The sequence below is a fragment of the Haladaptatus sp. W1 genome, from assembly GCF_001723155.1.
Classification (GTDB): domain Archaea; phylum Halobacteriota; class Halobacteria; order Halobacteriales; family Haladaptataceae; genus Haladaptatus; species Haladaptatus paucihalophilus.
In genome coordinates this window covers 1-13,556 of the sequence record NZ_MEIH01000115.1, presented here as the reverse complement: position 1 = coordinate 13,556, position 13,556 = coordinate 1, and the positions used below count along the sequence as shown (strand labels likewise).

General features: G+C 65.9%; 16 protein-coding genes. 8 read left to right on the top strand and 8 right to left on the bottom strand.

Annotated features, from left to right (window positions below; translation table 11 throughout):
* The 3 genes from BG842_RS06455 to BG842_RS06445 form a co-directional block, all read right to left on the bottom strand.
* Positions 1-1,033 (bottom strand): IucA/IucC family siderophore biosynthesis protein (locus BG842_RS06455; protein ID WP_303645357.1); only part of this gene is annotated, 1,033 nt, incomplete at its 3' end.
* Positions 1,030-2,550: an aspartate aminotransferase family protein gene (locus BG842_RS06450; protein WP_069450137.1), complete on the bottom strand. Its 1,521-nt coding sequence runs from the start codon at positions 2,548-2,550 to the stop codon at positions 1,030-1,032. The genes BG842_RS06450 and BG842_RS06455, both read right to left, overlap by 4 nt.
* Positions 2,547-3,899 (bottom strand): diaminobutyrate--2-oxoglutarate transaminase, encoded by a 1,353-nt coding sequence (locus BG842_RS06445; RefSeq protein WP_069450138.1) that lies wholly within the window; start codon positions 3,897-3,899, stop codon positions 2,547-2,549. Before BG842_RS06445 ends, BG842_RS06450 begins: the two co-directional genes overlap by 4 nt.
* Before the next feature lie 316 nt (positions 3,900-4,215).
* Between BG842_RS06445 and BG842_RS06440 the strand changes: the two genes are divergently transcribed.
* The 3 genes from BG842_RS06440 to BG842_RS28690 all read left to right on the top strand — a co-directional run bounded on the left by BG842_RS06440 (position 4,216) and on the right by BG842_RS28690 (position 6,194).
* A complete protein-coding gene (locus BG842_RS06440) occupies positions 4,216-4,665 on the top strand; it encodes an ester cyclase (protein WP_007981942.1) in 450 nt (149 codons plus the stop codon).
* A gap of 75 nt (positions 4,666-4,740) precedes the next feature.
* Entirely contained in the window at positions 4,741-5,760 is a 1,020-nt protein-coding gene (locus BG842_RS06435) for a bifunctional oligoribonuclease/PAP phosphatase NrnA (RefSeq protein ID WP_069450136.1), read from the top strand.
* 131 nt (positions 5,761-5,891) lie between these two features.
* On the top strand, positions 5,892-6,194 hold the full coding sequence (locus tag BG842_RS28690; protein WP_139136043.1) for a hypothetical protein: 303 nt from the start codon (positions 5,892-5,894) through the stop codon (positions 6,192-6,194).
* A 36-nt stretch (positions 6,195-6,230) separates the two neighbouring features.
* Here BG842_RS28690 and BG842_RS06430 read toward each other — a convergent pair whose 3' ends face one another.
* The 3 genes from BG842_RS06430 to BG842_RS06425 all read right to left on the bottom strand — a co-directional run bounded on the left by BG842_RS06430 (position 6,231) and on the right by BG842_RS06425 (position 8,438).
* Positions 6,231-6,941: a DMT family transporter gene (locus BG842_RS06430; protein ID WP_254662949.1), complete on the bottom strand. Its 711-nt coding sequence runs from the start codon at positions 6,939-6,941 to the stop codon at positions 6,231-6,233.
* A complete protein-coding gene (locus BG842_RS31170) occupies positions 6,854-7,159 on the bottom strand; it encodes an EamA family transporter (RefSeq protein WP_254662948.1) in 306 nt (101 codons plus the stop codon). The genes BG842_RS06430 and BG842_RS31170 overlap by 88 nt, the downstream gene beginning before the upstream one ends.
* A gap of 94 nt (positions 7,160-7,253) precedes the next feature.
* Complete coding sequence (locus BG842_RS06425) at positions 7,254-8,438, bottom strand: polysaccharide deacetylase family protein (protein WP_069450135.1); 1,185 nt, start codon at positions 8,436-8,438, stop codon at positions 7,254-7,256.
* A 231-nt stretch (positions 8,439-8,669) separates the two neighbouring features.
* On the opposite strand from BG842_RS06425, the gene BG842_RS06420 reads away from it, so the two are divergent.
* On the top strand, positions 8,670-10,388 hold the full coding sequence (locus BG842_RS06420) for a right-handed parallel beta-helix repeat-containing protein (RefSeq protein ID WP_254662947.1): 1,719 nt from the start codon (positions 8,670-8,672) through the stop codon (positions 10,386-10,388).
* Between the two features lie 93 nt (positions 10,389-10,481).
* Here the strand turns inward: BG842_RS06420 and BG842_RS06415 are convergent, their stop codons facing one another.
* A complete protein-coding gene (locus BG842_RS06415; protein ID WP_069450134.1) occupies positions 10,482-10,865 on the bottom strand; it encodes a hypothetical protein in 384 nt (127 codons plus the stop codon).
* Between the two features lie 98 nt (positions 10,866-10,963).
* Between BG842_RS06415 and BG842_RS06410 the strand changes: the two genes are divergently transcribed.
* Entirely contained in the window at positions 10,964-11,269 is a 306-nt protein-coding gene (locus tag BG842_RS06410) for a cupin domain-containing protein (RefSeq protein WP_069450133.1), read from the top strand.
* Positions 11,270-11,289: 20 nt separating this feature from the next.
* Here BG842_RS06410 and BG842_RS06405 read toward each other — a convergent pair whose 3' ends face one another.
* Positions 11,290-11,556 (bottom strand): hypothetical protein, encoded by a 267-nt coding sequence (locus tag BG842_RS06405; protein ID WP_007981955.1) that lies wholly within the window; start codon positions 11,554-11,556, stop codon positions 11,290-11,292.
* A 215-nt stretch (positions 11,557-11,771) separates the two neighbouring features.
* Here BG842_RS06405 and BG842_RS06400 point away from each other — a divergent pair, with 215 nt between their 5' ends.
* The 3 genes from BG842_RS06400 to BG842_RS06390 all read left to right on the top strand — a co-directional run.
* Positions 11,772-12,242 carry a cupin domain-containing protein gene (locus tag BG842_RS06400; RefSeq protein ID WP_069450132.1) on the top strand — a complete coding sequence of 157 codons (471 nt, stop codon included), beginning with the start codon at positions 11,772-11,774 and terminating at the stop codon, positions 12,240-12,242.
* A gap of 137 nt (positions 12,243-12,379) precedes the next feature.
* The gene (locus BG842_RS06395) at positions 12,380-13,258 is read left to right on the top strand and encodes a DUF3891 family protein (protein ID WP_069450131.1); all 879 of its coding nucleotides are present in this window, start codon (positions 12,380-12,382) and stop codon (positions 13,256-13,258) included.
* The coding region (locus BG842_RS06390) for an NAD(P)-dependent oxidoreductase (protein WP_303645356.1) at positions 13,255-13,556 on the top strand (302 nt) is incomplete at its 3' end. The genes BG842_RS06395 and BG842_RS06390, both read left to right, overlap by 4 nt.

The following is a 13,556-nucleotide window of genomic DNA, read 5'->3' as shown; positions in this document are numbered from 1 at the left end:
TCAAATAGGCCGGGTCGCGCACCACGTCGAAGTCGGGGAACCGCGACCGCAGTTCGTCCCCGAGGGCCGTGTCCATGAGTTCGGTGATGGCGATGCCGCGTTCCAGTTCGGGCCGCTTGTTCGTCCGCTCGGAGTTCGTGATGGTGACGGCGAGCGACCCCTTCACCATGAACGACGATTCCGGGCTGTACAGCGTCCGAACCGACGAGGTGGGATAGAAGTCCCGACCCACCGGACCGAGGTGTTCGAGTGACCCGTCGTCCAACAGCGACGCCACGAACGGCTTGCGGAGCAGGTGTTCGGCCTGCCACGGGTGGACCGGAATCAGTGCGTCGTCGCTTTCGACGTGTTCCGCGACGAACGACTCGGAGACGGCCGGGTCGTCGCGGAGTTCGGATTTCACCCACTCGGTCGCGCTCTCGTCCCGCGCCGAATCGTGCGCGACGAGTTCGGGGGACGCCTGGAAGTAATGAAGCGGGAACGACCCGCGCAGTTCCGGGGCGTACGTCGGCGCGTCGCGGGCGGCGATTCCCTCCCTGCTCTTCGGTGTCGGGTGGAGCAGGTGGCCGAAGACGAGCGACTGCTCGGCGTCGGCGAACTCGAAGTCGGTGCCGTACAACCGCTCGCCGTCGTCGGCGCGCGCGCCGACGAACCGCTCCGTCGCCTGCTTACTGGACAGCACGCGTCCGAGGAATTCGTCCGTTGCGTGGTCGTCCGCGCGTTTTTGCGACAGGTCCTCGACGACGAGTGACGCCAGCGTCGCGTAGTCGAGCGTCGTCCACTCGCCACCCGCGTGGAACCGCGCCGGGAGGTCGAACAGGTGACGACCGGTCTCCGACCGGTACGAAAGCGGAACGACGACTTCGACGCCGACGGCCGACAGTTCGAACCGAATCGCGTTCCCGGACTCCGCCGAGGAATCTTCGACGACCTCGTAGTCGCCGGTCTCCCGGAGATAGGAGTTGAGGAAGGCGTGGGTCGTCGCGGCGGCGGCAACGGCGTCGGGGTCGTCGGTCGCGCTCGGGGGAATCATCGACTCACCTCCGGCGAGACGGCACACAGCGAATCGCCGCGCCGTTCGAGCGTATCGAGGACGGCGGCGACGTCCGAGAACGTCGTCCGCGGGTTGAGGAGGGTGAACTTCAGCGCGGAAACGCCATCGACTTCGGTTCGGGCGAGGACCGCCTCGCCCTCCCGGAGCAGCGACTCGCGTATCGCCTCGTTTATCCATCCCAGCAGGTCGTCGGAGAGGTCGTCGTGCGGCCGGTAGCGGAAGACGACGGCGTTCAGCGTCGGTTCGGCGACCAGTTCGAACGAATCGTCCTCCGCGAGCAGGTCCGCGACGTCGGCGGCGAGGTCGATGGTGCCGTCGATGAGGGCGGCCAATCCGCTCCGTCCGACGGCCTTGAACGTGAGGTACGGTTTGAGCGCGTCGAAGCGGCGCGTCGTCTGGGCGGATTTGGCGACGAGGTTCGGCGCGTTGTCCCCTTCGGGGTTGAGGTAGGAGGCGTTTCGCGCGATGTGTTCGTACCGCGAGCCGTCGCGCAGTAGAAACGCGCCACAGCTGATGGGCTGGTAGAACAGTTTGTGGAAATCGACGGCGATGGAGTCCGCGCGGTCGATGCCGGAGAGCCGGTCGCGGTGGCGGTCGCTCGCGGCCAGCGCGCCGCCGTAGGCCGCATCGACGTGGAACCACAGGTCGTGTTCGTCCGCCCGGTCGGCGAGTTCGGAAAGCGGGTCGATGCTCCCGAAGTCCGTCGTTCCGGCGGTGCCGACGAGGGCGAACGGGACCAGTTCCCGCTCGTGGAGGTCCGACAGGGTTCGGTCGAGCGCGTCCGGGCACATCCGTCGGTCCTCGTCGGTTTCGACGGTCGTCACCGCGTTCTCCCCCAACCCGAGGTGGGCGGCGGCCTGTTCGGCCGTGAAGTGTGCCTCCTCGGAGCAGAGGATTCGCATCGCCTTCGCGCGCGGCGGAAGACCCGACCGCTGAACGTCGGTGCCGAAGCGTTCCGCGGCGAACCGCTCGCGGGCGAGCAGGAGTCCGAGGAAGTTCGACTGCGTGCCGCCGCTGGTGAACACCCCGTCTCCGGCGTCGGCGTCGTAGCCGAAGAGCGAACAGAGGTCCTCGACCATCCGCGTTTCGAGCATCGTCGCCGCCGGACTCTGGTCCCACGAGTCCATCGACTGATTCGTCGCGGAGAGCATCGCCTCCGCGGCAAGTCCCGGCACTGCGGGTGGGCAGTGGAGGTGGGCGAAACAGGTCGGGTTCGAGACGTTCACGGAGTTCCGGAGTATCGACTTCGCGTCCTCGATGGCTTCCTCGACACCCGTACCCTCCTCGGGAATCATCGGTTCGTCCGCGAACAGTTCTCGAAGCGATTCCGGCGACTGACCGGAGTAGGGTTGCTCGCCGTCGCCGACCGAATCGAGAACCGCGTCGGTCGCTTTTGCCATCGCCCGCCGGTAGGCGTCGTCCCCCTCGTCGCTGCCGAGGAACAACGAGTCCGCGCTCTCACGTTTCTCGATTTCCTTCGCGTCGGCCTTCGTCATGCCGTCACCACCTCGCGCTCGGCCGCCGCGACAGCGTCGTGGAACCGTTCCGCGATGGCGTCGATGTCGTCCTTCGTGACGACGAGCGGCGGGAGGAATCGAACGGTGCTGCCGTGACGACCGCCCAGTTCCACGATGAGACCGCGGTCGAAACACTCGGCGCGGACGGCCGACGCGAGGTCCGGCGCGGCGGGATAACTGCCGAGTTCGTCCGGTTCGGACGTCGAGTCCACGATTTCGGCACCGAGCATCAGCCCGCGGCCGCGAACGTCGCCGACGAAATCGAACGTCTCCGCGGTCCCGTCGAGGTGACTTCGGAGGCGCTCGCCCATCCGCTCCGCGTGAGCGGCGAGGTCGTTTTCGAGGACGTACTCGATGGTCGCCTGCCCGGCGGCCATCGCCAACTGGTCGCCGCGGAACGTCCCGGCGTGCGCGCCCGGTTCCCACACGTCGAGCGATTCGTCGTAGACGACCACCGCGAGGGGGAGGCCGCCGCCGACCGCTTTTGAGAGCGTCACCACGTCCGGCACGATGTCCGCGTGTTCGAAGGCGTACGTTTCGCCCGTCCGGCCGAGTCCGGTCTGAATTTCGTCCACGACGAGCGGGATGTCGCGTTCGCGGGTCAGCCGCCGAATCTCGCGGGTCCACTCGTCGGGGGCGGGAACCGCGCCGCCCTCGCCCTGCACGAGTTCGAGCACCATTCCGGCGGGGGCGACGATACCGCTCTCCGGGTCGTCCAGCAGTCGTTCGACGTACCGACTCGACGTTCGGTGGCCGTCCTCGCCGCCGATGCCGAACGGACAGCGGTAGTCGTATGGGTACGGCAGGTGGTGGACGTCGGGCATCGTCCCCGGAACGGCCGCCTTCGGGTCGGTGTCGCCCATCAGCCCGAGCGCGCCGTGGGTCATCCCGTGATAGCCGCCCTGAAACGCGAGGAGGGAGCGGTTTCCGGTCGCGGTCTTGACGAGCTTCAGCGCCGCCTCGATGGCGTCGGTTCCCGCGGGGCTACAGAACTGCACGCGCGCGGTGTCGGCGAATTCGTCGGGGAGGCTCTCGAACAACCGGTCCACGAACGCGTCCTTCGTCGGCGTCGTGATATCGAGCGTGTGGAGCGGGCCGCTCGCGTCCAATACGTCCTCGATGGCCTGCACGACGACCGGGTGGTTGTGGCCGAGCGCGAGCGTCCCCGCGCCCGCGAGACAGTCGTAGTACTCCTGACCGTCCACGTCCTCCACGGTGACCCCCTCCGCGCGCTCGATTGCGAGGGGGAGATGACGCGGGTACGTCCGCGCGTTCGACTCGCGCCGCGCTTGTTTTGCGAGCAACCGCTCGCTTTCGGAACGGCTCATCGCGACCACTCCGTCGGTTCGCGTGGTAGAGCCGTCGCTATCCGTGCTCTTCGGGGCTTCCATCGCTGCATACAGGTTTTAGGCTCGCCTAAACCAACGTAAACCCATCGGTTTTTAGGCCTACCTAAAACATTGCCCGATAGTAATGTTATGATAATATGAAATAATATTTACCACTCATTGTCAGATTACTTCCGGGTGGTCGCGGCCGTTTCGCCGTGTTCGACACCCCCGAGCGGTCACGACTCTGGTCCCAAAGAGATTCTTCTCGGACAACACTTTGTACCCCGCCGACGTACCCGTGCGCGGGGGACCTATGGAAGACGTAGACGAAAACAAGGAAGTAGTCAATCGGCTCATCAACGAGTTCGTCAACGAGGGGAACGAGGCGGTCGCGGACGAACTGCTCGCGGCGGATTACGTCCGCTACGACCCCGACGCGCCGTCGGGGACGCAGGACGCGGACGAGTTCAAAGCGATGATTCGGACGTTCGGGGAGGCGTTCCCCGACGCCGAGGTAAAAATCGAGGAGATGATCGGGGAGGGCGATTTGGTCGTGTTCCGCGGCACCGAAACCGGCACCCACGAAGGCGAGTTCGTCGGCCACGAGCCGACGGGCGAGACGTTCGAAATCACCGGCCTCGCCATGCACCGCGTCAGGGACGGCCAAATAACGGAGACGTGGGCCAACTGGGACATGCTCGGGATGATGCAACAGCTCGGCATCGTCCCGACGCCCGACGAACTGACCGAACTCTCCGACTGACCGACTCGTTCATTTTTCTGTTCGACGGTGAAACCAACCGGCAGCTTCCTGTTACGTACACACGTAGTGTCTCGTATGGGGGAAGTTGCCGTCGGGGAAGCCGAAGAACTGGAGACCGTTTTGGAAGACACCGACTCGCTGGCAATCGTCTGTCACTACCAGCCGGACCCGGACTGTCTGGCGAGTGCATATGCGCTCCAATGGATCGCCGCGCGAAACGGCGTGACCAACACGGACATCTTCTATCAGGGCCACATCACCCATCAGGAGATTCGCTCGTTCATCGGCATCTTCGACATCAGCCTGCAGGATATCGACGACGCCTCCCTCGAAAACTACGACATCGTGGCGTTCGTGGACCACTCGATTTCCGGCACGGAAGTCGAAATCCCACCGACCGTCGACGCCGATGTCGTCATCGACAACGTGGAACCGCCCGGAGACCCGGACGCCTCGTTCGTGGACACGCGACCGGAGTACGGTTCGACGGCGGCGATTCTGGCGGAGTACGTGACCAACTGGGACGATGACCCGCCGGAACTGGTCGCCTCGGCGTTGCTCTTTGCCATCCACCGAGAACGACTCGACGACGTCCGCTATCCGACCAGACTCGACTACCGAGCGGCGCTCGACCTCTTTCCCTACGCCGACATCGACCTCATCGAGGAGGTGTACGGGTCGTCGCTCACCCCGGAGACGCTCGATGCGGTCGGACGGGCCATCCATCACCGGACCATGCGGGGGTCCGTCCTCGTTTCCAGCATCGGACAGACGTCCGACAGCGGCGCGCTCCCACAGGCCGCGGAGTACCTCCTCCGACTCGAAGGCATCCGGACCGTCCTCGTCATGGGCGTCGTCAACGGCGACCTCTGGCTCAGCGGACGCTCGTTCGACCCCCGAATCGACATCGGGATGGCACTCAACGGCGCGTTCTCCGAGTTCGGCACCGCGGGCGGCCACCAAGACCGGGCGGGCGGACAGCTATCGCTCGGCATCTTCGCGGACACCGACATGGACTCGCCCGTCATCAATGAACGCCTCTTCCAAATCGTCGCCGACCGGTTCTTCGGGACGCTCGCGCTAGACGAGGACTGACTCCCTCGAACGGCATCGAAAGAACGCCGACTCCGGTGTGATTGCCGGAAAGCAGACTTCGAACACCCCCGCCACGTTCGCTACGTGTTACAGTCGAGAGTAACTGAATCACAACCGCCGAAGAGACGACCTTGAAAGCCCCCGCCACGCTCGCGGCCGTTCGGCGACATCTCGACTCGGCACAAACCGCGCGCCTCGTCGAGAGGGGTCGCCGAAACGACCACGACAAGCGCGAGCGGGCGGCCCCTTTCAGTCCCACCAAAACACAGCGACCGCACAGCATCCGCGACAGCCACACCCTCCCCAACCAATTGCGTTTCTCGGCCTTCGGCCTCCGATACTCATCCCTCGCACGCTTCACCGAGACGGTTCGGCTAACCGCTGGCCTCACCGCCTCGCCAGCGCGCGCCACCCAGAAATGCGAATGGTGGTAGGATTCGACGTCGGGAAGCGAGGCGGTCCGAGAACGGTCACGCGTCCGTTTCCGTCCCGCCGCCGTCACGAAGTCCGGCGACGAGCGTCCGCCGTTCGGTCAGCGCGAAGCCCGTTGCGATGACGACGAATCCGGCGACGGTGTGGAGCGTGATGGTCTCGCCGACGAGGAGCCAGCCCGCAATCGCGGTGACGACGGGGACGACGTAAGAGACGAGCGCCGTGCGAACCGCGCCGATGCGCGCGATGAGTTCGAAGTACGCCGAGTACGCCCCCGCGGTGGCGACGACGCCGAGGTAGGCAATCGATACCAGAAGCGTCGAACTCCACGCGGTCGAAACGTGCTCGCCGAGTCCGTAGCTCACGACGTGGAGGAAGAGGCCGCCGAACAGGAGGCCCCAACTGGTCGTCACGAGCGTCGGAAGCGTCGTCTCGAACCGCCGCGTGAGGACGGTGCCGAACCCGAGACAGCCCGCGCCACAGAGGAGTATCCACGGGCCGAGTCCCCGCGCCGAGAGGAGCATCTCGGGGGTCGGGTCGGCGACGATGGCGACGCCGAGAATCCCGAGGACGACGCCGAGGACCGAGACGACCGAGAGCCGTTCGCTCGGCAGCAGCGCCCACGCGAACAGCGTCGCCAGTATCGGATTGAGCGCGAATATCACGGCGGCGACGGCGCTCGGCGTGGTCTGCTGGCCGACGAACAGGAAGGCGTTGGTTCCCCCGCGACGAACAGCCCGGCGGCACAAACGGTGAGCCAATCGCCGGTCGTCGTCGGCCGCCAGTCGTCGAACCACGCGACGACGGACGGCAGGAGGACGACCGCCGCAATGTCGAGGCGGCTCGCGGCGAAGAACACCGGCGGGAGGTTGTGCAGGCCGACCGAGATTGCGACGTAGGAACCGCCCCACGCCAGCGCGACGAAGGCGAAGAGCGCGGCGATGAACCGGGAGCGAGAACTGGACACGTTCGTCCCGACAGTATCGAGGAATAAAGCGGTGCTGACGCGGGCGAGGCTCGCTGGAGAACGGCGAGCGCGCGAAGGGCGACCGCCGAGCGACCTATCGCCGACGGAAGTAGCCGAGCGCGCCCAGACCGAGCGCGCCGAGGAGCGACGCCGCGCCGAGTTGGCTCGCCGACGGCGTGTCGTCACCCGCCGATTTCGTATCGGACGGGTCGCCGGTCGTCCCCGACGAGGGGTGCCCACGGGCCGACGTCGACGCGGTGGACGTGGCGGACGAGGTGGTCCGTGTCGTGGACGGAGCGGGCGTCGTGGGTTCGGCGGTCGCCGGGAGCGCGTCGAACTCCTCCAGCGCGTCCCGCAACGTCACGATTTCGAGGTTCCGGCGTTTGGCGAGGCGAATCGTCGCCCGAACGCGGGAGGGCGCGAGGTGGCCGTCCTGACTGTGCCCGACGAATATCCCGAGGGCGTCCTCGTCCCGAACGCGGTCGAGGAACGCCCCGATTTCGGCCTCGGTCATCGACCCGTCGCGGAAGACGGCGCGGCCGAGGTGATAGCGGTCGAGCGAGCCCCGAGCGTTGAAGCCGCCGTGGTGTTCGTTCGCCAGCACGTCGTAGTAGTCGGGGACCAGTTCCTGCACCCGACCGCGCGTGCGCCCGAATGGGAGGACGAGACTGGAGACGTTCACGCCGAAGCCCTCCAGCGTCTCCTTCGAGTTCTTCAGGGACCGCCGAAGCAAGTCGTCGGTGTAGCGTTCGGTCACGCCGTCCTTCGCGCGGAAGGCCGTCCGAAGCGGTTCTTCCGCCACGAGGTACTCGCCGGTGGAATCCTCGCCGCCGTCAGCGACGGTGAACGTTTCCGTCCGGCGGCCGTCGTCCACCACGATTTCGTCGCCGGGAACGCGCTCGTGAAAGTTCGACTCCACGTACAGCTTCGTTTCGCCCGGTTCGACGTCCCGCGTGACCGCGATTTCGCCCAGCGCGCGGTGGCGGACGGAGTGGGACATCATCTCCCAGCCCTCGCGTTCCATCTCCCGCAACTGCTCCGGCGAGAGCCACGACGAGTGGCCGATGCGGTCCGAAACCGCGGCGACGCACCCTGGAACGCCCTCGTCCTGATGAACCGGAAAGATTCGAGTGTAGTCCTCCTCCGGGGAGTCGTCGTAGATGAACACGACCCGCCCGTCCGTCGACCGGGCGGCGGCCGTCGAACCGAGGAGCGGGAGGGAGAGCGCACCCGCCGACCGACAGAAACGACGACGAGTCACGTCCGGAAGTTCGCTCATCGTCCGACGTCCCTCCGGTTCTTCGGCGGGAGCGTGTCTGTCCGGAGCGTCCGTTTCTCCGGGTGTGGTCTCGGGATTGAACGTTTAGCAGGGCACATCTCATGAAATGAAAAGACGTCCTAATAATTTGTAATGCGTCCCTTGGAACGATTAACAGACGGTTAAACGAGGGGCGAGCGGAGTCGCGGCGAGCCGACGCCCGCGGCCACAAATCAGTGGGTGGTCGGCGTCGTGGGTCTCACGGAGAATGCCCGATATTCCAAGGCGGCGGGTGCTGGGGGAACTGCTGGGCTGGCGTTCGCGCTCACGGGGTGGGGAGCGGACGACGGCCGTGCGACCGACACGCGGAACGAGCGACGGACGCGAGCGGTGGCCGATTCCGTCGTCACGACGACCGACGAACTCGAATCGACGTTCGAGAACCTCTCGCCCGGCGAGACGATTCTCATCACGGCGAAGAACGCGCCGTACCGGACGACCGGATGGCTCGATATCGACGTGGACGACGTGACCGTCGTCGGTCCCGGCGTTCGGACGCTGATAAAACCGGCGGCGGACGCCAACGCGGGCGGCTTTCGCGTCGGTCATCACCGCCACTGTTCGAACGTCACGATTCGCGGCATCGGCTTCGACGGGAATCCCGACGAACAGAGCGTCTTCACGAAGCTGTGTCACGGCATCGTGGTGAAGGACGCGGAGACCGTCACGATAGCGAGAAACTACGTGACCCGGACGCATCCGTACCACGAACACAGCACCGGCGGGAGCGGCATCAGCGTGGAACCGGCCAGCCGGAACGTCCGCATCGTCGGCAACCGAATTCACGACATCGGCGACAGGGGGATTCAGGTCGGGGGCACGCGCGTCGTCGTCTCCGGGAACGTCCTCACGAACGGGCTCGACCGCTCCATCTCCTGTGACGTGTGGCGGAAGGGTCGCCACCGACAGGGGAAAAACGTCGCCGTCGTCGGCAACGTGATGGGGAACAACCCGGAGGGGAGCTTGGTCGGCATTGGCGGGGACGATTTGACCGACGGCGGGGGAGACGTCGTCATCGCCGACAACCTCGGGTTCGGCCACCACAAATCGTTCTGCCACCTCGGGTTCGGGGGAACCGTTCGAGACGTTCGAATCGACGGGAACGTCAGCTTGCAAGAGCGACGCGACGATTTCTCGGGCATCTCGCTCGACATCGACCGGGCGGACCACATCACCGCGGTGGACAACGACCTGTACGGCTACGGCGGCCGCGGCATCAACGTCGCCGACGGAATCTCGGATTTCGTCATCGCCCGAAATCGCATCCGGAACGTGGCGAGCGACGGCATCAGAATCGCCGGGAGCGAGGACGGTCTCGTCGCGCGAAACACGATTTCCGACGCCGGCAGAACTGGAATCATCCTCGAAAACGCGCGGTTCGTCACGGTCGAAGGGAACCGCCTCCGAGACCTCGAACGCGTCGGAATCCTCTCGGCGGGGGGTGAGACGAACCACGAGATCAGCGACAACCACGTCCGCGGGTTCGCCGCCGGGGAGGGACACGAAGCCGGACTGTTGATTCGTAGCACCGGAAACATCGTCCGGTGCAACCGAATCTACCGGAGCGGCGCTCCGGCAATCGTGGAGGGCGACGGCGGGACGGACAACTACTACGACGGGAACTGGTCGGACGTTCGAAACCCGTGGCACATCGGGAGCGCGAAATCGATGGTGCGCGACCACACCCCCGCGTTCGACGTGCACCGCGGCGTGTCCGTCGATGGCTCGGGCCGGGCGACGGTGGAATTCGAGAAGCCCTACGCACACCGTCCGAAATTCTCGTTCGGGCGCGTCGGCGGCGGGATTCGCGGCGTCATCTACCGAACCACGGCGGACGGCCACTTCGACGCGGTGCGGCTCACCGTGAACGAGCCGAATTCGAAACTGGACCTGTTCGTCGAGTCGGTGTGAGCGTCCCGAAGTCGGTCCAATCGACGGGAGTCGGTTCGACCGTCGGGAACAGTCCGACCGTCTCGGAACCTCGGAACCAGTCTCCCCACCACTCTACTCCGTCGATACCGGCGCTCCGGCGGTTACTCGAAGGAAGACGACGCTCCCCTCGGTGTCCTCCGCCGGTTCGCCCCACCTGTCGCCGTCGTTCGGGTGCTGATAGAACAGTTCGGGCGGGACGTGAGCGCCCTTCCCTTGCGGTTTCTCGGGCATCACCACGTAGTGGCCGTCGCGCGACCCGCGAAGGTGGACCCGGTAATATATCTCGTCGTCGCGCGCCGAGCGCTCCTCGGCGATTCGTTCGACGGTGAACTGCCGCGGACTTCTGAGCGGTCCGGTGTCGGTGCCGACCGTCACCGAGTCCCCCCGACGAAGCCGGTAGAGCAGCGACAGCAATCCCCCGCCAGCCGCGTTCTCCGCGTACCCCCTCTCTGGCATGGCTACCAAAACGGGTCGAGCGAACATAAATCGACGAGTGGACGCGCTGCTGCACAGCTACCCGAACGCTTCTGGCGCTTGGAAACGAACGCGACCCCGTGAAGCGAACGACCACGAAAACGGCGGACTGGTTCGACGTACTGCTGGAAACCGAACGAGCACAAGCCGCCGCCATGGTTCTGTCACCGGGGCAATCGACCGGCGGCCCGGACAACCGCCACGAGGGGAGCGAGCAGTGGCTGTTCGTCGCGTCGGGAGAGGGCGAAGCAATCGTCGAGGGCGAGACGGTCCACCTCTCGGCGGGCGACCTCGTGTGCATCGAGGAGCGCGAGACGCACGAAATCACGAACACGAGTGAGGAGCCGCTCGAAACGCTCAACCTCTACGTGCCGCCCGAATACTGAGGAAGACGCCACGGACGACGCTACAGTCGCTCGATTTTGATGAACCGTCTCGTGGAGCGGGCGGCGTCGGACCCGTCCTCGAACAGGCTGTTGAACGACGCGTCCGGGTCGGCGCGGAGGCGGGCGAAACAGTCCCGACAGACGCTCGCGGAGTCGCCGGACGACGGTCTGGCGGCACTCACGCCAGCGTCGATTTCGGTTCGGACGACGCGAAGTACGGCGTCGTCCCGGCAGCGCGAACAGTCGTCCGATACGCAATCGTCGGCGTGGTTCGTCTCGGGAGCCATCGTTCGTCCACAGCACGAGCCATCCCCGCAAGAGTATGGGGTCCGTACCGCCGTCGCCGCGGGACGATAGCGACCGCCTACCGGCACCCTTTCTGTCGGAAAATTGCCCCACGAAAGGGTCATGCTTCGAATCCGCCTAGCGTCGAACGGGGATATAATCTCGCGGACGGTTCGTTCCGCGTACCCCACCGCGAGCGACGAGAGAGGGGGAAACCATGGCAGTACAATCACGGGACGAGGACCTGCAACCGGTCCGACTCTACCAGTTCGAGGGTACCGACGTGTGGCAAGAAGGCGACGAACACGCGCGACTACGCGGCTACTTCCCGCTGTCGCCGGGGACGCCGCAAGCGAGCGGAGTTTCGGGGGAGGACCTGATGCTGGTCTGCATCGAACTCGAACCCGGAAACTACCTCCCGACACACCGCGACAGCAACGAGGAGTTGCTTCACGTGACCGCCGGAACCGTGGAGGCGACGGTCGGAAACGCGACGACGGAACTGTCGGCGGGCGAAATCGCACTCGTTCCGGTCGAGGCACCACACAGCATCGAAAACATCGGGGACGAGACGGCGCACATTCTCGGAATCTTTCCGAACGACGAACTGACCGCCACGTTCGAAAAGCCGATGGAACCGTTCGGAACGGCCGTCATCACCATCGGTCCCGACGCCGATTCGGAGTGAGACGGGGGAAACCCGACGGGCCAACAGGGAACCCCGACCGACTGCGGCCGAGCGGGGAACCGCGACGACCGACCCGCTGACCCGCCGTCGGCGGGTCGGCACGCGCTTTTATGCCGGTTCCGTGCCAATGTCGAGACATGATTATCGCCGACGGGGAGGGCCACTATCGGTTCATCACCCAACCCGACCACGCGAGGTTGGCCGGACGGTTCGCCGAGCACTGGGGGAATGAAACGTTCGAACGCCCCGAACCCTTCGCCGCGATGGTGCTCGCGGCGGACGCGCACGACGACGGCTGGTGGGAGTACGACCGACGGCCGCACCTCGAAGACGGCGAAGTCGTGGACTTCCTGAGCGTCCCGGCGGACGCGTGGGTGGCGTTCTACGACGGCGGCATCGAGAGCGTCATCGAGTTGAACGACTACGCCGGACTCGTGACGTCGATGCACGGCTCCGGGCTTCGCCGCCGCCGCTACGGCCTGTCGTCGTCGTGGCCCGACACGCCGCCCGCCTTCGAGGAGTTCGTGGACCGCGAGGAACGGCGACAGACCCGTCTCGCGGGGGAGTTACACGGGAGAGAAGACGATGGCGAACGCGGCACCGAGCGACGTTCGGACGCCGACACACGACTTTCGGACGCCGACATCGACCTCCTCACCGAGCTGCACGAGGAGGGTGAGCCACCCGAGGGAACCGAGAGCAGGTTGTGGTGTAACTACAAACTCCTGCAGGTGTGGGACTTCCTGTCGCTCGTCCTCTGCACCAGCGAACGGCCCGAGGAGACGACCATCGATTCGGTGCCGACGTCGCCCGAAACCGCGGACGTCTCGATGACGGTGACGCCCCTCGGCGACGACGAGTTCCGACTCGACCCGTACCCGTTCGACGAACCGCCGCTTACCGCGTCGGTTCCCGCGAGAATCGTCCCGAACGGTGGATACGACGACGAAGCGGCCCTCCTCCGAGCGTACTACGGCGGCGAGCACGAGACGGTCGAGTTCACCCTCCGGGAATGATTCCGCTGTTCCACGACTTCCGCGGGGAGCGCGTGCTCGTGTTCGGCGGCGGACGGGTCGGCTATCGGAAGGCGCGCCGCTTCGCGCGCGAAGCGGAAGTCGTCGTCGTTGCGGCGGCGTTCGCGGACGAATTCGAACCCCTCTTCGAGGACGAAGGCGACGAGCGACCTCCCTTGTCGCTCGTCAAAGTCCGCATCGACCCGGCCGACGTGGGAACGTGGCTCGACAGGGCCGCGCCCGCGCTCGTCGTCGCGGCGACGGACGACGCCGCGTTGAACGAAGCGGTCGAGCGAGCGGC

Bases quoted from the DNA above. Each gene is read 5' to 3' on its own strand.
- BG842_RS06395 (WP_069450131.1), top strand. From the start codon at position 12,380: ATGATTATCGCCGACGGGGAGGGCCACTATCGGTTCATCACCCAACCC.
- BG842_RS06435 (WP_069450136.1), top strand. From the start codon at position 4,741: ATGGGGGAAGTTGCCGTCGGGGAAGCCGAAGAACTGGAGACCGTTTTG.
- BG842_RS06405 (WP_007981955.1), bottom strand. From the start codon at position 11,556: ATGGCTCCCGAGACGAACCACGCCGACGATTGCGTATCGGACGACTGT.
- BG842_RS06440 (WP_007981942.1), top strand. From the start codon at position 4,216: ATGGAAGACGTAGACGAAAACAAGGAAGTAGTCAATCGGCTCATCAAC.
- BG842_RS06425 (WP_069450135.1), bottom strand. From the start codon at position 8,438: ATGAGCGAACTTCCGGACGTGACTCGTCGTCGTTTCTGTCGGTCGGCG.
- BG842_RS06400 (WP_069450132.1), top strand. From the start codon at position 11,772: ATGGCAGTACAATCACGGGACGAGGACCTGCAACCGGTCCGACTCTAC.
- BG842_RS06445 (WP_069450138.1), bottom strand. From the start codon at position 3,899: ATGAGCCGTTCCGAAAGCGAGCGGTTGCTCGCAAAACAAGCGCGGCGC.
- BG842_RS06450 (WP_069450137.1), bottom strand. From the start codon at position 2,550: ATGACGAAGGCCGACGCGAAGGAAATCGAGAAACGTGAGAGCGCGGAC.
- BG842_RS06415 (WP_069450134.1), bottom strand. From the start codon at position 10,865: ATGCCAGAGAGGGGGTACGCGGAGAACGCGGCTGGCGGGGGATTGCTG.